Annotated in this window: 20 protein-coding genes; 9 read left to right on the top strand and 11 right to left on the bottom strand. The window is 62.5% G+C overall.

The genetic code is table 11. The annotated features are described in order from the left end of the window. Window positions 1-2 precede the first annotated feature (2 nt). On the bottom strand, window positions 3-1,634 hold the full coding sequence (locus HX869_RS19660) for an AMP-binding protein (protein ID WP_178903544.1): 1,632 nt from the start codon (window positions 1,632-1,634) through the stop codon (window positions 3-5). 145 nt (window positions 1,635-1,779) lie between these two features. On the opposite strand from HX869_RS19660, the gene HX869_RS19655 reads away from it, so the two are divergent. Genes HX869_RS19655 through HX869_RS19640 form a run of 4 tightly spaced genes read left to right on the top strand, consistent with a single transcriptional unit; the run spans window position 1,780 to window position 7,321 of the window. Next, window positions 1,780-2,943 (top strand): isovaleryl-CoA dehydrogenase, encoded by a 1,164-nt coding sequence (locus tag HX869_RS19655; RefSeq protein ID WP_003212472.1) that lies wholly within the window; start codon window positions 1,780-1,782, stop codon window positions 2,941-2,943. Window positions 2,944-2,957: 14 nt separating this feature from the next. After that, complete coding sequence (locus HX869_RS19650; protein ID WP_003212470.1) at window positions 2,958-4,565, top strand: carboxyl transferase domain-containing protein; 1,608 nt, start codon at window positions 2,958-2,960, stop codon at window positions 4,563-4,565. Between the two features lie 15 nt (window positions 4,566-4,580). Beyond that, complete coding sequence (locus HX869_RS19645; protein ID WP_003212468.1) at window positions 4,581-5,387, top strand: gamma-carboxygeranoyl-CoA hydratase; 807 nt, start codon at window positions 4,581-4,583, stop codon at window positions 5,385-5,387. Further along, a complete protein-coding gene (locus HX869_RS19640) occupies window positions 5,384-7,321 on the top strand; it encodes an acetyl/propionyl/methylcrotonyl-CoA carboxylase subunit alpha (protein ID WP_177021444.1) in 1,938 nt (645 codons plus the stop codon). The genes HX869_RS19645 and HX869_RS19640 overlap by 4 nt, the downstream gene beginning before the upstream one ends. Here the strand turns inward: HX869_RS19640 and HX869_RS19635 are convergent. Then, a complete protein-coding gene (locus HX869_RS19635) occupies window positions 7,318-7,965 on the bottom strand; it encodes a LexA family transcriptional regulator (protein ID WP_177021354.1) in 648 nt (215 codons plus the stop codon). The genes HX869_RS19640 and HX869_RS19635 overlap by 4 nt on opposite strands. Before the next feature lie 129 nt (window positions 7,966-8,094). On the opposite strand from HX869_RS19635, the gene HX869_RS19630 reads away from it, so the two are divergent. Continuing rightward, entirely contained in the window at window positions 8,095-8,457 is a 363-nt protein-coding gene (locus HX869_RS19630) for a DUF6124 family protein (protein ID WP_178903543.1), read from the top strand. A 466-nt stretch (window positions 8,458-8,923) separates the two neighbouring features. Then, the gene (locus HX869_RS19625) at window positions 8,924-10,075 is read left to right on the top strand and encodes a carboxypeptidase family protein (protein WP_178903542.1); all 1,152 of its coding nucleotides are present in this window, start codon (window positions 8,924-8,926) and stop codon (window positions 10,073-10,075) included. A gap of 55 nt (window positions 10,076-10,130) precedes the next feature. Here the strand turns inward: HX869_RS19625 and HX869_RS19620 are convergent, their stop codons facing one another. After that, window positions 10,131-10,670: a cytochrome b gene (locus HX869_RS19620; RefSeq protein WP_003212459.1), complete on the bottom strand. Its 540-nt coding sequence runs from the start codon at window positions 10,668-10,670 to the stop codon at window positions 10,131-10,133. Further along, window positions 10,667-11,749: a catalase family peroxidase gene (locus HX869_RS19615; RefSeq protein ID WP_008431493.1), complete on the bottom strand. Its 1,083-nt coding sequence runs from the start codon at window positions 11,747-11,749 to the stop codon at window positions 10,667-10,669. The genes HX869_RS19620 and HX869_RS19615 overlap by 4 nt, the downstream gene beginning before the upstream one ends. Before the next feature lie 171 nt (window positions 11,750-11,920). Between HX869_RS19615 and HX869_RS19610 the strand changes: the two genes are divergently transcribed. Together HX869_RS19610 and HX869_RS19605 are read left to right on the top strand one after the other, a co-directional pair. Next, entirely contained in the window at window positions 11,921-12,427 is a 507-nt protein-coding gene (locus tag HX869_RS19610; RefSeq protein WP_003212456.1) for an RNA polymerase sigma factor, read from the top strand. Further along, window positions 12,424-13,176, top strand: a complete 753-nt coding sequence (locus HX869_RS19605) for an anti-sigma factor (RefSeq protein WP_102605887.1) — start codon at window positions 12,424-12,426, stop codon at window positions 13,174-13,176. The genes HX869_RS19610 and HX869_RS19605 overlap by 4 nt, the downstream gene beginning before the upstream one ends. Here the strand turns inward: HX869_RS19605 and HX869_RS19600 are convergent. The 7 genes from HX869_RS19600 to HX869_RS19570 form a co-directional block, all read right to left on the bottom strand. After that, window positions 13,173-14,156, bottom strand: coding sequence for a spore coat protein U domain-containing protein (locus HX869_RS19600; RefSeq protein WP_371316159.1), 984 nt, complete (start codon window positions 14,154-14,156; stop codon window positions 13,173-13,175). The genes HX869_RS19605 and HX869_RS19600 overlap by 4 nt on opposite strands. A gap of 16 nt (window positions 14,157-14,172) precedes the next feature. Continuing rightward, window positions 14,173-16,488: a fimbria/pilus outer membrane usher protein gene (locus HX869_RS19595; RefSeq protein ID WP_372865496.1), complete on the bottom strand. Its 2,316-nt coding sequence runs from the start codon at window positions 16,486-16,488 to the stop codon at window positions 14,173-14,175. 119 nt (window positions 16,489-16,607) lie between these two features. Then, window positions 16,608-17,393: a molecular chaperone gene (locus HX869_RS19590; RefSeq protein WP_177082035.1), complete on the bottom strand. Its 786-nt coding sequence runs from the start codon at window positions 17,391-17,393 to the stop codon at window positions 16,608-16,610. 26 nt (window positions 17,394-17,419) lie between these two features. Then, window positions 17,420-17,920, bottom strand: a complete 501-nt coding sequence (locus HX869_RS19585) for a spore coat U domain-containing protein (RefSeq protein ID WP_008431486.1) — start codon at window positions 17,918-17,920, stop codon at window positions 17,420-17,422. A gap of 4 nt (window positions 17,921-17,924) precedes the next feature. Then, window positions 17,925-18,461: a spore coat protein U domain-containing protein gene (locus HX869_RS19580; RefSeq protein WP_032898768.1), complete on the bottom strand. Its 537-nt coding sequence runs from the start codon at window positions 18,459-18,461 to the stop codon at window positions 17,925-17,927. A gap of 18 nt (window positions 18,462-18,479) precedes the next feature. After that, window positions 18,480-19,022 (bottom strand): spore coat protein U domain-containing protein, encoded by a 543-nt coding sequence (locus tag HX869_RS19575; protein WP_003212440.1) that lies wholly within the window; start codon window positions 19,020-19,022, stop codon window positions 18,480-18,482. After that, window positions 19,016-19,507, bottom strand: coding sequence for a spore coat U domain-containing protein (locus tag HX869_RS19570; RefSeq protein WP_003212438.1), 492 nt, complete (start codon window positions 19,505-19,507; stop codon window positions 19,016-19,018). The genes HX869_RS19575 and HX869_RS19570 overlap by 7 nt, the downstream gene beginning before the upstream one ends. 229 nt (window positions 19,508-19,736) lie before the next feature. Between HX869_RS19570 and zapE the strand changes: the two genes are divergently transcribed. Continuing rightward, window positions 19,737-20,852: a cell division protein ZapE gene (gene zapE / locus HX869_RS19565; protein ID WP_178903540.1), complete on the top strand. Its 1,116-nt coding sequence runs from the start codon at window positions 19,737-19,739 to the stop codon at window positions 20,850-20,852. The last annotated feature ends 8 nt before the right edge of the window (window positions 20,853-20,860 follow it).

Genomic DNA, 20,860 nt, shown 5'->3' with positions numbered 1-20,860 from the left:
CCTCACCCCCCCTTCAACTCTTCAATCATAATTTCCCGCATCCGAAATTTCTGGATCTTCCCCGTCACCGTCATCGGAAACTCATCCACAAATTTGAAATGCTTGGGCATCTTGAAGTGCGCAATCCGCGCCTTGCACCACGTCTGCAGCTCAAGCTCATTAGCCAAATGCCCCGGATGAAACTTGATCCACGCCACAATCGCCTCACCGTAACGCTCATCCGGAATCCCGATCACCTGCACATCCGCCACCGCCGGATGAGTAAAGAAAAACTCCTCCAACTCCCGCGGGTACACGTTCTCACCTCCGCGAATGATCATGTCCTTGTTACGCCCGGCGATGCACACGTACCCATGTTCATCCATGGTCGCCAGGTCGCCGGTGTGCATCCAGCCCGCCTCGTCGATAGCCTCACGAGTGCTGTCAGGATTATTCCAGTAACCGAGCATCACGCTGTAGCCCCGGGTACACAGCTCCCCTACCTGGCCCCGAGCAACCGTGTTACCGGCGTCATCGATAATCTTGCTTTCCAGCTGTGGCTGGGTCCGGCCAACCGTCGTAACACGCCGCTCAAGGTCATCATCCGGCCCGGTCTGCAACGACACCGGGCTGGTTTCCGTCATGCCATAGGCAATCTGCACCTCACTCATGTGCATCTCGCTGATAACCCGGCGCATCACCTCGATCGGACAAGTGGCGCCCGCCATGATCCCGGTGCGCAGGCGCGACAGGTCGAACTCGGCGCGGCGCGGGTGATCAAGCATGGCGATAAACATGGTAGGCACCCCGTATAGCCCGGTGGCCTGTTCTTCGGCGACGGCAGCCAGGGTCAGCAATGGGTCGAAACCGTCACTCGGGTAGATCATCGTGGTGCCATGGGTGATGCAGCCCAGGTTACCCATCACCATGCCAAAGCAGTGATACAGCGGCACCGGGATCACCAGGCGATCTTGCGCCGTCAGGCCCAGGCTTTCGCCAACCATGTAGCCATTATTGAGGATGTTGTGGTGACTGAGGGTGGCGCCCTTGGGGAAGCCGGTGGTGCCGGAGGTGTACTGGATATTGACGGGTTGATCGAAGTGCAGGCCGGCCTGGCGGATCTGCAATTGCTCGGGCGGGACGCCTGCCCCGAGGGCCGCCAATTGCGACCAGGGCGTAAACCCCGGGGGCGGGCTGGGATCAAGGCTGATGATGCCGCGCAGGTCAGGTTGAAGCTCCTGCAACATGCCGTGGTAATCGGAGGTCTTGAACGACCCGGCGCACACCAACCACTGGCAACCGGATTGCTTGAGTACGTACTCCAATTCACTGCTGCGATACGCCGGGTTGATATTGACCAGAATCACGCCGATTTTGGCGCTGGCGACCTGGCTGATGCACCACTCGGCGCAGTTGGGGGCCCAGATGCCCAAGCGGTCGCCGGCCTGCATCCCCAAGGCCAGGAACGCACGTGCATGCAAATCAACCGTCTCTGCCAGTTGCCGCCAGGTGTAGCGACGCTGTTGATGGCCCACGACCAAGGCTTCGCCGTCGGAGTAGCGCGAAACCGTTTGATCAAAGGCCTGGCCGATAGTCATGGCCAGCAAGGCCTTGTCCTGACAGCCGCGGCTGTAGCTCTGATTCGATTGATCCATAACGACCCCTGTTGTCTTTTTTGTAGGTTGACGTAAACGTAAACTACGATTGACAGGCCCGCAACGCAAGTTTACGTTAACGTAAAGGTGATCGCCCTCCCCGGCGTATTGGCCATACAAAAACAACGCTAGAAGGTGCCTGTCCATGAGTTACCCCTCCCTGAACTTCGCCCTCGGTGAAACCATCGACATGCTGCGCGACCAGGTGCAGTCCTTCGTGGCCAAGGAACTGGCGCCGCGCGCTGCGCAGATCGATATCGACAACCTGTTCCCCGCCGATATGTGGCGCAAGTTCGGTGATATGGGCCTGCTGGGCATCACCGTGCCGGAAGAATACGGCGGCGCCGGCCTGGGCTACCTGGCCCACGTGGTGGCCATGGAAGAAATCAGCCGGGGTTCGGCTTCGGTGGCGTTGTCCTACGGCGCGCACTCCAACCTCTGCGTCAACCAGATCAACCGCAACGGCACCCATGAGCAAAAACTCAAATACCTGCCCAAGCTGATCAGCGGCGAACACATCGGCGCACTCGCCATGAGCGAGCCGAACGCCGGCTCCGATGTGGTCTCCATGAAGCTGCGCGCCGATAAACGCGGCAGTGTGTATGTGCTCAACGGCAGCAAGACCTGGATCACCAACGGCCCTGATGCCAATACCTACGTGATCTACGCCAAGACCGACCTGGAAAAGGGTGCCCACGGCATCACCGCGTTTATCGTCGAGCGCGACTCGAAGGGCTTCAGCCGCAGCAACAAGTTCGACAAGCTCGGCATGCGCGGCTCCAACACCTGCGAGTTGTTTTTCGATGACGTCGAAGTGCCGGAAGAAAACATCCTCGGCGCACTCAATGGCGGCGTGAAAGTGCTGATGAGCGGCCTCGATTACGAACGCGTTGTGCTGTCCGGCGGCCCGACCGGGATCATGCAGGCCTGCATGGACCTGATCGTGCCCTACATCCATGACCGCAAGCAGTTCGGCCAGAGCATCGGCGAGTTCCAGCTGATCCAGGGCAAGGTCGCCGACATGTACACCCAGCTCAACGCCAGCCGCGCCTACCTGTACGCCGTGGCCCAGGCCTGCGAGCGCGGCGAAACCACGCGCAAGGACGCCGCCGGCGTGATCCTCTACAGCGCCGAACGCGCTACCCAGATGGCCCTCGACGCGATCCAGATTCTCGGCGGCAATGGCTATATCAATGAATTCCCGGCTGGTCGTCTATTGCGTGACGCCAAGCTGTATGAAATCGGTGCCGGCACCAGTGAGATCCGGCGCATGTTGATCGGTCGCGAACTGTTTAACGAAACCCGCTGAACGGAGCGCGCACCATGGCTACCCTGCACACCCAGCTCAACCCGCGCTCGGCGGAATTCGCCGCCAACAGCGCGGCGATGCTCCAACAGGTCGACGCCCTGCATACCCTGCTCGCCCAGGTGCAGCAAGGCGGCGGCGCCAAGGCCCAGGAGCGGCATACGTCGCGGGGCAAGCTGTTGCCCCGCGAGCGGATCAATCGCTTGCTCGACCCTGGCTCGCCGTTCCTTGAACTCAGCCAGCTGGCGGCTTATCAGGTGTACGGCGAAGACGTGCCTGCTGCCGGGGTGATTGCCGGGATTGGCCGGGTGGAAGGCGTCGAATGCATGATCGTCGCCAACGACGCCACGGTGAAAGGCGGCTCGTACTACCCGCTGACCGTCAAGAAACACCTGCGCGCCCAGACCATCGCCGAGCAGAACCGCCTGCCGTGCATCTACCTGGTGGACTCCGGCGGCGCCAACCTGCCGCGTCAGGATGAAGTGTTCCCGGACCGCGAGCACTTCGGACGAATCTTCTTCAACCAGGCGAACATGAGCGCCCAGGGCATCCCGCAGATCGCGGTGGTGATGGGCTCCTGCACTGCCGGTGGTGCCTATGTGCCGGCGATGGCGGACGAAGCAATCATGGTCCGCCAGCAAGCCACCATCTTCCTCGCCGGACCGCCGCTGGTGAAGGCGGCGACCGGAGAAGTGGTCAGCGCCGAAGACCTGGGCGGTGCCGATGTGCACTGCAAGATTTCCGGGGTGGCCGACCACTATGCCGACAGCGACGAACATGCGCTGGCCCTGGCTCGGCGCAGTGTGGCCAACCTCAACTGGCGCAAGCTGGGGCAATTGCAACAACGCACGCCGCTGGCGCCGCTTTATAGCAGCGAAGAGCTGTACGGCGTGATTCCGGCCGACGCCAAGCAACCGTTCGATGTACGCGAGGTGATCGCGCGATTGGTGGACGGCTCGGTGTTCGATGAATTCAAGGCGTTGTTTGGCACCACACTGGTGTGCGGCTTTGCGCACCTGCACGGCTATCCGATTGCGATCCTGGCCAACAACGGCATCCTCTTCGCCGAGGCCGCGCAAAAAGGCGCGCACTTTATCGAACTGGCCTGCCAGCGCGGGATTCCGCTGTTGTTCCTGCAAAACATCACCGGCTTCATGGTCGGCCAGAAATACGAAGCCGGCGGCATCGCCAAGCACGGCGCCAAACTGGTGACAGCGGTAGCCTGTGCCAAGGTGCCGAAGTTCACCGTGATCATCGGCGGCAGCTTCGGCGCCGGTAACTACGGCATGTGTGGACGCGCCTACGACCCGCGCTTCTTATGGATGTGGCCCAACGCACGCATCGGCGTGATGGGCGCCGAACAGGCCGCCGGCGTGCTGGTGCAGGTCAAGCGTGAGCAGGCCGAGCGCGCCGGCCAGGGTTTCAGCAGCGATGAGGAAGCGGCAATCAAGCAGCCGATCCTCGACCAGTACGAAACCCAGGGCCACCCCTACTACTCCAGCGCACGGCTGTGGGATGACGGCGTCATCGACCCGCTGCAGACCCGCGACGTGCTCGCCCTGGCCCTGTCCGCCGCGCTGAACGCCCCCATCGAGCCGAGCCGCTTCGGCGTGTTCCGCATGTAAATGGAGCTGCACCCCATGAGCGATTTCAACACCCTCGAACTGATCACCGACCCCCGTGGCTTTGCCACGCTGTGGCTCAGTCGTGAAGCCAAGAACAACGCGTTCAATGCCGAAATGATCCGCGAACTGATCATTGCCCTGGATCGGGTGCAAGGCGATCCGGCCCTGCGCTTTCTGGTACTGCGCGGGCGCGGCAAACACTTCAGCGCCGGCGCCGACCTGGCCTGGATGCAGCAGTCGGCCGAACTGGATTACCACACCAACCTGGACGATGCCCGAGAACTGGCGGAGCTGATGTACAACCTCGCCAAGCTGAAGATCCCGACGCTGGCGGTAGTCCAGGGTGCGGCCTACGGTGGTGCCCTGGGGTTGATCAGTTGCTGCGACATGGCGATTGGCGCCGACGATGCGCAGTTCTGCCTGTCGGAAGTGCGCATTGGCCTGGCGCCGGCGGTGATCAGCCCGTTCGTGGTGCAGGCGATCGGCGAACGGGCAGCCCGTCGCTATGCCCTCACAGCGGATCGCTTTGGCGGTCAGCGGGCACGGGAAATCGGCTTGCTGGCGGAAAGTTATCCTGCCGATGATTTGGACATACATGTCGAATTGTGGATTACCAATCTGCTGCTCAACAGCCCCGCGGCCATGCGCGCCAGCAAGGACCTGCTACGGGAAGTCGGCCACGGTGCCCTGACGCCAGCGTTGCGTCGCTACTGCGAGAACTCCATCGCCCGGATCCGCGTCAGCGCCGAAGGCCAGGAAGGCCTGCGTGCCTTTCTGCAAAAACGCGCGCCCAACTGGCAGCCTCAGGAGCCGCGTTCATGAAGACGCTTACTACCGTATTGGTAGCCAACCGTGGCGAAATCGCCTGCCGGGTGATGCGCACCGCCAAGGCCATGGGCCTGACCACCGTGGCCGTGCACAGCGCCACCGACCGTGACGCGCGGCACACCCGCGAGGCTGATATTCGTGTGGACCTGGGCGGCAGCAAGGCCGCCGACAGCTACCTGCAAATCGACAAACTGATTGCCGCGGCCCAGGCCAGCGGCGCCCAGGCGATTCACCCGGGTTATGGGTTTCTTTCGGAGAACGCAGGGTTTGCCCGCGCCATTGAAGCCGCCGGGTTGATCTTCCTCGGCCCGCCCGCCTCGGCCATTGATGCCATGGGCAGTAAATCGGCCGCCAAGGCGTTGATGGAAACCGCCGGCGTGCCGCTGGTGCCGGGTTACCACGGCGACGCCCAGGATCTGGAGACCTTCCGCCAGGCAGCCGAGCGTATCGGTTACCCGGTGCTGCTCAAGGCAACGGCAGGCGGTGGCGGCAAGGGCATGAAGGTGGTCGAGGACGTCAGCCAACTGGCCGAAGCGTTGGCCTCGGCACAGCGTGAAGCACTGTCCTCCTTTGGCAATGCGCAGATGCTGGTGGAAAAGTATTTGCTCAAGCCGCGTCACGTGGAGATCCAGGTGTTCGCCGACCAGCACGGTCACTGCCTGTACCTCAATGAGCGCGATTGCTCGATCCAGCGCCGCCATCAAAAAGTCGTCGAAGAAGCCCCGGCGCCGGGCCTGAGTGCCGAGCAGCGCAAGGCCATGGGCGAAGCGGCCGTGCGTGCGGCCCAGGCCATCGGCTACGTGGGCGCGGGCACCGTGGAGTTTCTGCTGGACGCCCGGGGCGAGTTTTTCTTCATGGAGATGAACACCCGGCTGCAGGTGGAACACCCGGTGACCGAGGCCATCACCGGCCTGGACCTGGTGGCCTGGCAGATTCGCGTGGCCCAGGGCGAGCCGCTGCCGATGACTCAGGAGCAAGTGCCACTGCTGGGGCATGCGATTGAAGTGCGCCTGTACGCCGAGGACCCGGCCAACGATTTTCTGCCGGCCACCGGGCACCTGGCGCTGTACCGCGAATCCACGCCAGGGCCCGGGCGCCGGGTAGACAGCGGCGTCGAACAAGGCGACAACGTGTCGCCGTTCTACGACCCGATGCTGGGCAAGTTGATTGCCTGGGGCGAGGACCGCGAACAGGCGCGCCTGCGGCTGCTGGGCATGCTCGATGAATTTGCCGTGGGTGGACTGAAGACCAACCTGGGCTTCTTGCGGCGCATTATCGGCCATCCGGCGTTTGCCGCTGCCGAGCTCGATACCGGGTTTATCCCGCGTTATCAGGATGAGCTGCTGCCGGCGCCTGGCGAATTGAGTGAGGCATTCTGGCAGGCCGCCGGCCAGGCGTTCATGCAGACCCAACCGAGCACTGACACCCGTTCGCCCTGGGCCGACACCCGAGGTTTTCGCGCAGGCTTGCCGGGCGAGGTTTCCCTGCACCTGAGCTGCAACGGCCAGGATCGCCTGGTAATGCTGCAAGCCGGCGTCAACCCGCCCCAGTTGCACGGCGAACAATTGCTGATCGACCAGCACGGCGTGCGCCGCTCCCATCTGGCGGTACGCGAGGGCGGCAGTGTGTTTTTGCGCTGGGACGGCGAGGTTCACAGTGTCAGCCTGTTCGACCCGATTGCCGCCGTCGACGCCAGCCAGTCCCATCAGGGCGGCCTGACCGCACCGATGAACGGCAGCATCGTGCGAGTGCTGGTGGAAGTCGGGCAAACCGTTGAACCCGGTACGCAGTTGGTGGTGCTGGAGGCCATGAAGATGGAACACAGCATTCGCGCGCCCCATGCCGGCGTGGTCAAGGCGCTGTACTGCCAGGAAGGCGAAATGGTCGGTGAAGGCAGCGCACTGGTGGAGCTGGAAGCCGCGAGTTAAAACCTCGTGACCGCCTGCGCCACCACGCCGATGATCCGGCACTCTTCACTGAACAGCATCTTCGGGTACGTAGGGTTGAGCGGCACCAGGTAAAGCTGGCCGCTCTGCCTGACCCATTTGCGCAAGATCGCCTGGGAATCAAATGCCCATTGGGCCACCACCAGTTTGCCGGGCTCGGGCTGGATGGCCGGGTCCACCAGAATCATCGTGCCTTCATTGATACTCAAGCCGCTGGGGGCGGTCATGGCGTCGCCAGTCACGCGCATCCAGAACGCCTTGCCACGGGCCTGATAGTCGCTCATCTGAAAACGAGTAACGCCGTACGGCCGAGGTTCTTCCTGCAATGGGTAGCCTCCCTTCCCTTCGCTCACCGGGTAACGGTAATTCGGGTTGTAGTGCGGCGCCGGCTGCAGTTCCTCGGCAACCGCCGCGAGCGCTTTTTCGCGAACCACCAGCGCGACCTCGAGCCCATCCAGGCCCAGCTCCTGCATCACCCGGTTCATATCGGCAAGGCTCGGCACCCGACGCTTGTTCAGCCAGTGGCCGACCCCGCCCTGAGACATGCCCAGGCGCGACGCCAGTTGGTCCTGCGTGACCTTGCGGTCTTTCATGTTGGCCTTGACCAACGCTATCCATTTATCCATGGGCCCTGACAATACGTTGTGTACTCACCACGACAATAAACAGTTTGTAGTAATCAATAAAACGCCATAAATACGATTAGTACTAATATCGATTGCAGGCTTTCGACACCCACACAGAGCACTGCCCTTATGACGACCAACCCGTATACCCTGCCCGACACCTGCGATGAAGACGAGCGGCTGTTCCTGCGCAGCAGTGGCGCCGCCCAACGCGCGCTGGACTATTACCTGAAAGAGGATGCCGCACCGCCCTCCGTTGACGACACGTTGTTCGAGGTCAAGCCCGGCATCAGCGACGAGGAGGCCCTGGTCCACGCCTCCGACCTGCTGCGCAGCGCCGCGGCCACTGCGTACGAATCGGCAAACAGCGCCCACGGCAATAGCCGGGACCTGGCGTTTTCAGTGGTCTATTTGATCGATATGGCGAAGGTGATGTTGGAGCGGTCACTGCGGCTTTCGGCGAGGGGCGCCGAACAGCCGGCCAGCCTGTAACAGGCACGCGGGAAAAATATTTCTATCCGAGGGATAAAAACATTTGACTTGCAAATGATAATGATTATTATTGGACCTAGCTGATCGCGAGATCAGTCGATAGCCCAAGAGACCTTAGGTCGGACTCTTGGAATATCTCCTCATCAGGCTAATCACGGTTTTTGACCCGGCTCTTTGGCCGGGTCTTTTTTTTGCCAGTTTTTCCCTGGCGTGACTTCAGGCTAATGAAGACTGTGTGTTGCTTGATGGCGCGCATGGTAGCAAAAGACCATCGCCAAAAGAAAGTCGATCGAGCGCTCTAGGCCGGTTCTTTCAAAATAGCACTTGAGAATCAATCTCATAGATTCTAAGCTGCGGCGGCGTCATGGACGACGCCCCCCTCTTCACCCGCAAAAATTGCATCCAGGCTTTGCCCCGCTCCGGTGTAAAATGCCCGCCACAACACTCATATTCAGGCAACCAGACTATGACCGTGGCCTTGACCTCCATCAAGATCAGCACCGACTTCGACAGTGGCAATATCCAGGTGCTCGACGCCAGTGATGCTCACCAGTTGCTGCTGGCGATAAAGCCCGATACGCGCAGCCAGCACTACCAGTGGTTCCACTTCAAGGCCGAAGGCATGCACGTGGGTCACACCCATACCTTCCGCCTGAGCAATGCCGGCCACTCGTCTTACAAGCACGCCTGGAGCGGCTACAACGCCGTGGCGTCCTACGACCATATCAACTGGTTCCGGGTGCCCACCCGCTTTGATGGCGAAACGCTGCACATCACCCTCGAAACCCGTGAAAAACAGGCCTGGGTCGCTTACTTCGAACCCTACAGCCGCGAACGCCACGACTGGCTGATCGACCAGGCGCTGAACCGCGCCGGCACGCAATTGCTGGCCACCGGAAAAAGTGTCGAAGGCCGTGATATCCAACTGCTGCGCCGTGGCAAGGGCGAGGCCAACAAGCGCAAGGTCTGGATCATCGCCCAGCAGCATCCCGGCGAGCACATGGCCGAATGGTTTATGGAAGGCATCATCGAGCGCCTGCAACAGGACGGTGACGCCGAGCTGAAAAAGCTCCTGGCCGCCGCCGACCTGTACCTGGTACCGAACATGAACCCCGATGGCGCGTTCCATGGGCATTTGCGCACCAACGCCATGGGCCAGGACCTCAACCGCGCCTGGCAGAGTGCGAGCCAGGAGATCAGCCCCGAAGTACTGTTCGTCCAGCAACAAATGGAAAAGTACGGCGTTGACCTGTTCCTGGATATCCACGGCGACGAGGAAATCCCCTATGTGTTCACCGCCGGTTGTGAAGGCAACCCGGGCTACACGCCACGTATCGAGCAGTTGGAAAAACACTTCCGCAGCCACCTGAGCAACCTCACCCGGGATTTTCAGACCGCGCATGGCTACACCCGCGACCTGCCGGGCGAAGCCAATATGACCCTGGCGTGCAACAGCGTCGGCGAGAAGTTCGATTGCCTGTCCCTGACCCTGGAAATGCCCTTCAAGGACAACGACGACGCGCCCAACCCGCACACTGGCTGGTCGGGCAAACGCTCGATGCAGTTGGGCAAGGACGTGTTGAGCAGCGTGGCGGATATCGTCGGCGTATTGCGCTAATACATCCACGATCCCGGCGACGGCTGCATCACAGCAACCGTCGCCGGGGAAGGCTTCAGTCCTTGCTGCCGGTCATGCTTTGCAACACACCGTCACGCCGGATCAAACCGTGGAACAGCGCCGCCGCCAGGTGCAACAACACCGTCAGAAACAGCAAATACGCCAGGTAACCGTGAGCCTTGCGCAACACGGCAAACAACGGCGCATTCGCCCCCACCAGCGCCGGCAACTGCACCGAACTGCTGAGCATCACCGGGTCGCCGGCCGCTGAAATCATCGCCCAGCCCAGCAGCGGCAACACCAGCATCAACGCATACAGCACCACGTGGGAGGCCTTGGCCGCCAGCACTTGCCACAGCGGCAAGTCGGCAGGCAGCGGCGGCTGGCGCGTGGAAAAACGCACCACCAGGCGCACGATCACCAGCGCCAGGATCGCAATGCCCAGCGGCTTGTGCAGGTGGATCAGCCACTCATGGCGTTCGGAAACCGAGGCCACCATGCCCGCGCCGATAAACAGCATGGCGATGATCATCAACGCCATCAGCCAATGCAGCAGCCGCGCCAGCGGGGCGAAAAACCGGGGTTGGGCATTCATGGCTTCGACTCCTGAGGGGCGCTGTGCAGCTGGCTGACTTCGCTGGTGCGACGCAGGTAGGAACTGGCGTACGCCGCCGAACGGGCGGCCAGCAATGGGTCATTCGAGGCTTCGATACCGCTCGGCAGCACCAGTGGATCAAAGTTGATGTCACGGCAATCACCGTCCATTTGCGGCTGGCTGCTTTCCAGCACCAGGGTCCCGGCATTCAGCACCTTGTGCTCACCGGTCCAGGTCTTGCTGGCGTCATCTACCGGGTCGCCCGGGTTGGCCAGGGTGAGGTTCAACTGCCAGCGCAACGGCCCGGCCACCAGGCGCTGGGCCAGGTCTTTTTCGAGGAAGTCGCTGCCGGCGGGCGCCGTGGCCCCCGCAGCATCCTGGCTTTGCGGTACGACGCCCCAGCGCACGGCCTGGCGTTGGCCGCTGGCGTTTACCAGGTAAAACGCGTTGATGCCGTTATAGGTTTCAGTGGCATAGCTGGCAGACGGCTTGGCGGTCTTGACCCAGGCCAGGAACGGCGCGGTCTCGGGGTGCGCCGCGAAGAACGCCGGCATGCCTGCCGGGTTCGGCTTGCCGGTGGCCGGGTCAGGTGCGCCGGCCTTGAGCATCTCGAAGAAGGCCTCGGGCGTGCCCACCGGGAACACCGGCATGCTGTTCATCCCGGTGCGCCATTGCTGGCCGTTGGCCAAGTTGAACTGCAAGGCAAAACTGCGGATCGGCACGCTGCTGTCCGGCGCATACGGGTTGCCGCTGGGCAGCGCAAAACGCCCGATAACCGGGGTGCGCGCCTCGCTGAATACCTGGGCACTGGAGTACTGGCGCGCTTCGGGGCTGCTCTCGAAATAACCGGCCACGCACACGCCCTTGGCATGGTTACGCCGGTAGCCAGGGTGCAAGCCGTTGTTGGTTTCCAAGGCATTGACCAGGGTTTTGGGACGCAACCGCTGTGGGTCGAGGCTTCCGTTAACGTAGGCAAACGCCCCGGCCACGACGGCAACCACCACGCCGATGCTGGCCAACCGAATTATCAGGCTTGCGGTGCTCAACGGCGGACGGGGCGGTGATGAGTGATCTACCATGAAATAACTCCAGGGCCCAAGGCCTTGAGTGGGTGAAACATAAGGTCGGAACACTTGGGACGAACGCCAGCGCACTCTATTCCCTGGCCTGCTGTTTATTTTTATTGGCCTGGAATAACCTTCAACGCCGGACGTCTTCCTAGTCCCAGCGTAGTGACTAGCCAGAATCCCATGCACGAACTCGACGAACAGTTACGTGAACTCATCCCCAGGTTGCGGCGTTTTGCCGTGTCCCTGACGCGTAACACCAGCAGCGCCGACGACCTGGTGCAGGCGAGCCTTGAGCGCGCGATCATCAGTTGGGCCGACAAACGCCTCGAAGGCGACTTGCGCGCCTGGCTGTTCTCGATCCTCTACCGGCAGTTCCTCGACGCCCATCGGCGCTCCCGGCGGTACACACGCATGCTGGAATTTTTCACCGGCCGCGATGATTCGCAGCCGTCGGTCGAGCGCACCGTCATCGCGCAATCGACCCTGCAAGCCTTCGACAAATTGAACACCGAACAGCGCGCCCTGCTGCTGTGGGTCTCGGTGGAAGGCTTGAGCTACAAAGAAGTCGCCGACATCCTCGAGGTGCCCGTGGGCACCGTGATGTCTCGCCTGTCGCGCGCGCGCCAGGCGCTGCGCCAGCTCAGCGACGGCGAAATCACCAGCCCTGCCCTGCGGATACTCAAATGATCAGCCTGCCTCCCAGCGAACGCGATTTGCATGCCTACGTCGATCACCAGCTCCTGGACGCCGACCGCCGCCAGCTCGACACCTGGCTGGCGGCCCACCCGGACGTCGCCGCCCAGGTGCACGCCTGGCAACAGGACGCGCAGCACCTGCGGGCATCGTTGAGCGGCGCACTGCAACAACCCGCCAACCCCGAGCTGGACCCGGCCCTGATTCGCCAGCGGGTCAAGCGCCAGTCACGCCGCCATCTCGCAACCGCCGCCATGCTGTTGATTGCCGTCAGTGTCGGCGGCCTCGGCGGCTGGCAGGCCCGCCAGGCTACGCTGCTCGAGAGCATGGCGCCCATGAGCGACGCGATGCAGGCCTACCGCCTGTTTGCCCAGGACGGCATCTTGCCCGCCGACTACCACGTGCAAAGCGGTGGCGACATGCAAGGCTGGCTCGACCGTTACTTCAACCAGGCCTACCGCCTGCCGGACCTGAGCCAGGCCGGGTTCAAGGCGGTCAGCGGGCGCCTGCTCAGTACCGAACAAGGCGCGGCGGCCATGGTGCTGTATGAAGACCCCCAAGGGCGACGCATCAGTTTCTATATCCGTCCGCCAGGCCCGGAAAACAAATTCCTGCCCCGTGGCAGCCGCAGTGCCGACGGGCTGCAGGCCGAATACTGGTCGGGCGCGGGCTACAACTATGCGATGGTCAGCCCGCAAGACCCGTCGACCACGCAGATGCTCAAGCAGACGATGCGGTTCTAGAAGGCCACATCCAGCACCACGTTATCGACGTAGGTGCCGGCCGGCGGTGTTGTCTGGTTGGTATAGATCGCGGCGTTGTAGTTGAACACCTGGCTACCGGTACCCAAGCCATTCCCGGGATTCACCTCAGCCGTTGAGCTGGCGCGCCGGGCGGTGCTCACGCTGCCCCAGCGGGTGGTGGTGGCGCTTTTGAAAATGTCGTAATTCAGGAAATTGCTGCCAGAAACCATCCGCCGCTGCCCACCCACACTCACCGGGTTCTGGCCATCGCTGATGCCCACGGTGTAGGCACTGCCCTTGGTGCAGGCAATGGTGGCCTGCCCGTTCACGCTGGAAAAACCACTGACTACCGGCGCACTGCCGAAGGCGATGTTGGGTGCAGAGATTGTGCAGTCGTTAGCCACGGTCATGCTGACGGTCAGGGAAGCCGTGCCACTGCCGGTGTCCCGTATGACACAGAGAGAACCCACACCGAGGACCGAGCAATAATTCCAGGTCCAGGCAATGCTTAGTGTCTCAGTATAAAGGCCGGCCGCCACATTGCTGCCGATGATGGAACTCAGATAAAGCGGCACGGTTTTCGTGCCCGGCCCGGATACCAGCCCCAGGCTTTGGGCGATGCCGGTGGCACCGAAATCGAATTGGGTTCCACGGGTGATCGGATAACTGGTGCTGTTACTGCCGTAGATCGTATAGCTGATGATATCCCCAGTGGGGCCGACCATGCCGCTGGTGGCCGACGTGATGGTTGCATAGAAGTGATCATTGGCTGCCAGCAACGAGATCAGCGTGGCCCCACAATTCAAGCCGGCATTGGTGGTGGAACTGGTCTGGGGAGCGGTGCGCACCGTCATCGAACTGATCGAGCCAAAGCCGGCCGGCGAGGTGGTTCCCGGCACCGAGCACGCGGCCATCACCTGTGTCGAAAAGCCCAGCCCCGCCAGCACCAGCAGCCCCACTATGCATTCCTTGCCCCGCACACCCACACTCCTTATCTCATTGGCAAACCAGTGGCCCGATCAGCGGCACCTGTGCTTCGTTGATATCCAGATCGAACGTTGCCTGGCAGGTACGGCCCTCACCCACAGTGACTTGCAAGGTGTTGTGGGCCGCCAGGTTCTCCAGGTACACCAGGCCGTCCCAACCCACCACCGCCCGCGCGCCGGTTTGCTCGTGACGCACCTGGCTGCCCAGGGGCAGGTCCTGATGCCGGGCATCCACCAGGGTGATACTGGCCGCGATCACCCGGCGCACCGGGAATTCCAGCAAATAGCCGCTGCCGCGACGCACCGCCACGCGCTGCTCGACATTAGGGGTCTGCACGTTGACCGGCAGGTTCAGCGGGTCGATTTCATACTTGCCGCGGTAATAAGCGCTGCTCCACGGCACCAGCAGGTGCCCATTACGGTCGGTTTCCCCCACCAACTGGTTTTCATAGAGCACCGGCACACCGGAATAGCCGTCGGTGCTCACCACCACAAACGCGTCATTGACCTGGTTGGCGGTGAACACCTGATTGTCCATCCACACCAGCGAGCCACTGGCATCCGCCCAACGGGTCTCGGCGTCACTGCTGCCGTACACGCCCGCCTGCAATTGCACCGACTGCATGCGCCAGGTCAGGTCGGCCTGTCGATAGGCCGGACCGTCGCCACTGGCATACCCCAGGTTGTAGCCCACGCCGCCCTCGGACGGCACCGCCCGGCTGTAGTTGACCCGCTGGCGACTTTCGCCGGCCTGGCTGCGCTCGTTGCTCAAGGCCAGGCTGCCGTAGACGTCGAACGGGATGACCAACTGCGCCTGCATGGCCCAGTTGCTGTCACCGACCTCACGGTTGGCCGACAGATAGAAACTGGTGTTGCGCCACAGCTGTTTGCTCCAGGTGAGGTTCATCAGCCGGGTGCGGGAGTCATCGGCCGCCTGTACATCGAAATAGCCGGCACCGATGCTGCCGAAATCGTTGAGGTTCAGGCTCAGGGTCACCTGCTCGCTGCGCTTGCTGAGGCTCGCATAAGGCGTGTCGACCAGGGTCAGGTCGGCGTACTGGTCGCGGCGCTCTACTCGCTGGTATGACAGGCTGTAGCGCTGGTTGCTGTATTGATAACCGAAGCTCAGTTGCTGGCCGGTCTCGCCATCAAACTGGCTTTGGCTGAGGGCGGTATTGAGCACCCCGAAGTTGCCCAGCCGCACGTTGCCGCCGAGCCCGCCCAGGGTCAGGTCGCCTGAGGCTTCGGCATGGCTTTCCAGGGTGAAGTAGTCCGACACCCCGTAACGAAACGTGCCGCTGGCCACGCCCGGCCCGTAGCCAAAATTCCGAATGGTGTAGTCGCGGCGCAAATTACCGGCCGCCACCGAAAAATCCGACAGCCCTTTTTGCAACAACGTACTGGTGACGTAGAACGGCACGGTGGTCGACACCTGCCGGCCCAGGGCATCGGTGGTGACCACCACCGCTTCGCCGGCGCCGTTGATAAACGGCACGTTGGTCAAGGTGTACGGGCCCGGCTGCAGATCTGCGCTGCTGGATTTGTAGCCATTGATGAACAGGTCCACCGACGACGGCACCGCCGCCTCCCCGGCAAATTGTGGCAAGGGGTAAGTCACCAGGTCCGGGCGTACGCCGAAATCCCGCGACACTTGCACCCCGCCCAGGCGTACCGAACTGCTCCACGGCAATGCGCTGCTGATCACGTCGCCCGCCTCGTAGGTCAGCAGGCGCTCATCGTCGGAAAAGCGCCAGGTGGTGTCATAGCGCCGGTAGCCATTGTTCAAAGTGCTGCCGCTGGCCTGGCCGCCAAAGGTGGTGCGGTATTGGCCGGTATTGGACAGCGTGCCCCACGTGTCGAACAGCCGCACTTCGTTGAAGATGCCCAGGTAAGTGCCCGCATCGTCGGTGTCATTCAAGTAGGCGTCGTAGTTGAGCAACGCACCAAAACTGGTGAGTGCCTGGGTGCGCGGGTAGTTATCGCGATTGCCGATGAACTGCGCCGGCAACCATGCCGGCGGTACCGTCAACATGAGGCGCTGGCCCTGGCTGTCGTAATCGGTGTGCAGGTCGGGCACGTGGTCCAGTGCGACCTCGGTGGTGATGCCGGCCGGCAGTTTCATGCCGATATCCCGCAATGTCGCGGCCGGCAAAAACAAGCCGCCGGCCCGTTGATCCACGGCGACCACCCGGCCGGTGTCCAATTGGTTGACCACCAGTTCGAGGAACAACTGTGCATCGGCAACAGCCTCCATGTTGCTGGGGGGGGGCGGCAGCGGCGCGGCCATGCAAAGCGGCGCAAGCGCCAGGCCAGACAGGCCTCCCATCACACACACCGTTCGCCATCGACTACGAGCCCGATCTTGGCTCACCAAGGCATTGTGTCCATCAATGGACATCTCCATCCGTTAAGACCCAGGGCGACTCCATGCCCTATTCCATTGCGTCAGCGTCCCGGTGCAAGGTTCTCCAGTTGCGTTGCGCCATTGACCCGTACCTGCAACGGCTGGTCGCCCGCGACACCTTCCGGCACCGGCCAGCGCATGGTTGCGCCCGGCAGTACATAGCCCAGCAAGCCGTCCACCAGCGGCCGGGTTTGCCCGCCCTGCTTGAACGCCACATCGGTGAGCCGCGCATGCACCGCGCCCTGGTTGCGCATCTCCACATAGTTGCGCCCGCCGACGGTGACTTTTTTCCAGCTCAGGTCAGGCTTGCCCGCGCCCTTGGGGTCGCGCTGGCGCGTCGCGTCTTCCTTGCTCCACAGGCCTGCGCCGTAGGCGAACAACGGCACCGAATAACGCATCTGAAAGCGGATGGCTGCGGCCGTCTTGCCATCGGCTGCGGGGGTTTCAGGGGTGGCGGCGGGGATTTCGTCGATGATGATCCGATAGGCCAACTCCTGGCCCGGCGGCACTTCCCGGGTCCGGGTCAGGCGCACCAATTGCTTCTGCCCCGGTTCGATCTTCGCCACCGGCGGGCTGCCGATCACGTCGCGCTGGTTCTGGTACTGCTCGTCAAACCCGCCCTGGCTCCAGGCAAATACCCGGATCTGCAGGTTGGCAGTCTCTGTACCGCGGTTCTCCAACCACAAGGCGCTGGCCTGTTGATCGGCCTCCAGCACCGGGTCAATGGGCCAGATCAGCACCGAACTGGCAGCCTGGACCTGCCCGGCGCCCAACGCCACCAGACCGATAAAACCCGCAACCCAGTACCGCCGGGAAGCTGCAAACATAGATTCCACTCCTCATGCCAATCGCCTTACCAGGACAGCTGCACCTGCAGCACGTCGCTGTACGTCCCCCCAGGCTGATTACCCGGTAACACCACCCGGCCGTAAATCGGCAGGGTTATATTGTTCGCGTTGCTGTAGGCCACGCTGACGCTTTGACTGATCCCCAGGCTCTGGCTCAGGGCCGCGTCCTGAAACAGCTGGTACGCCACTTGGGCACTGCCGCTATTGAGTTGCATGTGCCGGCCACTGGCGTTGTACAAGCCGCCGTTGACGCTCATGTTCAAGGTGACTCCCGGAGTGCATTGCAGCGTTACCCCGCTGCTCAGCGCCACCGACACCGTGCTGGTGGACAACGACGAATAGCTGCCGAACGCCAGGCTGCCGTAGTTCGTGCCGCCGCCCACCACCAGGCAGCCTGCGGCAATCGTCGCGCTGACCTGGATCGTCTGGCTGGTCACCGCCAGCAACGACAACGGCATTCCCCAACCCGTGATGACCGCCAGCGTCGCCCAGCAGGCCCGCTTCATGGCACTAGAACGTCAATTGCACGGACACCGTGTCGGTGTAGGTACCCGCCGGCAGACCTGCCTTGCCCACGGCCTGGCCGTAGATGTTCACGGTTTGCGCAACGCCCGTGCTCGCGCCTACGTTGATGGTTCCGTTGATCGCCAGGAGCGTCGAATGCCCGGTGTCGGTGTAGAAGTCATACGGCACATAGTTGGCCACGCCGTCGTACAGCGCCCGGGTGCCGCCCGTGGACTGGCCGTCATGGGAGCCCGCGCCCACGGTGATCACCGGCGAGGTGCCCGAGGAACACTGGATCGACAACGCGCCTCCACCGCCACCCAGCACCTGGCCGGACTGCGTGGTGAACTGGCTGTTGGTGGTACCGAAATTGATCGTACCGAAGTTCAAACCGGTGGTGCCGCCCACGCCGTTGACCAGGCAACTGTTGGTCAGGATCAGCGTGGAGCTGATCTGCCCGGTGACCGTCGTGGCCGCCTGGGCACCCGATACCCAGGCCAGTGCGACCAATGGGAGAACTGCTTTAGATACAAGTGCATGCATGATGTCCATCCTCATGAATTACCAATCCAGAGTCACCGTCAGGGTGTCTGTGTAGATGCCGGCCGGTAGGGCCCTGGTATTCGCCACCACCGAGCCGAATACCGGGATCGGTACCTGTGCGCCCTTGGTCACGACGAAATTGCGTTGCTGGCCGATGCTGTAGGTGCTTCGGCCCGCAGGATCGGCCGACAGCCGATACGGTATGGTTTGCCGGCCATTGCTCAAGCGCCGGGTGATGCCGTCGCCATGGGCGCCGCCGTCGATGGTCACGGTGAAACTGCTCACCACCGACGGGTTGCAGGACACAGCGAGCGCGGCCTTGTCGCCATCACTGATGCCGGCACCCAGGCCCTTGTCCCAAGTGGGTCCGTGGCTGCCGAAATCCAGCAAGGCCGAGCCGCCATCCGGGCTCACCGGCGCGCTGTCGGTGCCTTTGCTCACCTGGCAACTGGCGGTAATCACCAGCCGTGCGTGAATCTGCCCGGCGACCGCCGCCTGGGCGTCCTCGGCCAGGAGCAACAGGCCGCCCAGCGCGATGCAGGCCAGGGCGCGGCTTACCATGTCACCGTCACTTTGAGCAGGTCGGAATAACGCCCCACGGCCGGTATTTCCTTGAGCGGCTCGATGCGTCCATAAAGTGGCAAGTCCACCGTGCCGGAATCGGGCACACGGCCGCTCAACGGTACGTCCACGGCCAAGGGGATGCGGCGTGCGGCATCGGCATAAATTCGATAGGGAATGGGTTTGATCGAGGGGGCAGCAGCGCCCAGGTAACGTACTTCGCCGGCGCCGCCATGCAGGCCGCCGTCGACACGCATCTGATACGGCGTATCCGGGTTGCACTCCAGGCGTGGCTGGCGCTGGCTGATCAAGGCTGCACTCAACGGGCCTGCCGGGTCATCCAGCCGGGAGCCGCTGCCGAAATCCAGTACGCCGAGCTGCTCGATCCCTGCTTCACGCGTGGTGCCGACCAACTGGCACCCCCGCTGCACGTCGATACGCACCTCAACCTGGAGCTGTGCACCATAAACCGTGTTGCAGAGCATCGCGCTCATGATTGCCAAGACTGCGTGTCCCTTCACTGCCCCAAATCCTTATACAGGGGTGACTGCTGTGTATGAGGTTAGTCACTTGAAGGGAATCCGCCAGTCAGGTCGGTGTTTTGGATCCATTGACCCATGCCTTTTCCAGATAGCTCGCGCCGTGCTTCTCTATTGGTCAAACCGCAACCGGCGCTCTAAAGTGAGCGACCACCGAAACACAGAGTGACTGACATTGGCTGCTTTACCGCCCCTGCTCAAACGGTTGCTGGGTAAAACCGCGGCGACCACCGCCGCCCCCGGTATCACCGCATTCTTCCAGGGCAAGGCCCGGCAACAGGGCTATACCCTCAGCCCAAGCCAGCAACAGGTGATCGAGACCATGGCCCGGCAAACCGACCATCTGCTGGCCGGGCGCCCTACCCGCAGCCTGTACCTGCACGGCGCCGTCGGCCGGGGCAAGAGCTGGTTGCTGGACGGCTTTTTCCAGGCGTTGCCGATTGCCGAGAAACAGCGCGTGCACTTCCACGACTTTTTCGCCCGTCTGCACCAGGGAATGTTTGCCCATCGCCAGCAGCGCGATGCATTGGCCGTGACCCTGGATGAGTTGCTCGATGGCTGCCGCGTGCTGTGCTTCGACGAGTTTCACGTACATGATATCGGCGATGCGATGCTGATCAGCCGCCTGTTCAAGGCCCTGTTCCGGCGCGGAGTCTGGGTGCTGGTAACCTCCAATTATCCGCCCGCCGGGTTGCTGCCGAACCCCTTGTACCATCAGCGGTTCAAGCCGGTGATCGAGCTGATCAGCGCGCGCATGGACGTCATGGAAGTCAGCGCCCCCCAGGATTTTCGCAGCCTGGCCCAGGCCCATGGCGATCAGCGGTTCAGCGCTGGCCAGTTCGTGTGGCCGGGGACTGCCGCGCAACGCCAAGCCCTGGGCCTGCCGTCAGCGGATCAGGCCCCGGTCAGCCTGACCGTCGGAGCCCGGCAATTGACTGCCCGCTGGCACCAGGACCGCAGCATTGCCTTCACCTTCAGCGACCTGTGCGAACAACCGACCGCCGTCATGGACTACCTGCAGCTGTGCCGCGACTATGAACGCTGGATCATCGACGGCCTGCCGCACCTGGCGGACTGTCCGATTGCCGCCCAGCAACGGTTCATCAACCTGGTGGACGTGCTCTACGACCAGGACAAGCAATTGGTGCTGATCGGCGAGCAGCCGCTGGAGCAATCCCTGAGCGGCCAGGCCATCGATTTGGCGCGCACCGCCAGCCGCCTGGGGCAGTTGCAGAAGATCGGGCCGCAACCCGCTATCATGAGCGCCATTCACGCCCCTATTGCCGAGTGACGCGCCGT

This window comes from Pseudomonas sp. P7779, assembly GCF_013386315.1.
Lineage (GTDB): Bacteria > Pseudomonadota > Gammaproteobacteria > Pseudomonadales > Pseudomonadaceae > Aquipseudomonas.
The sequence above is the reverse complement of the archived record's forward strand: the minus strand, read 5'-3'. Positions and strand labels throughout refer to the sequence as shown.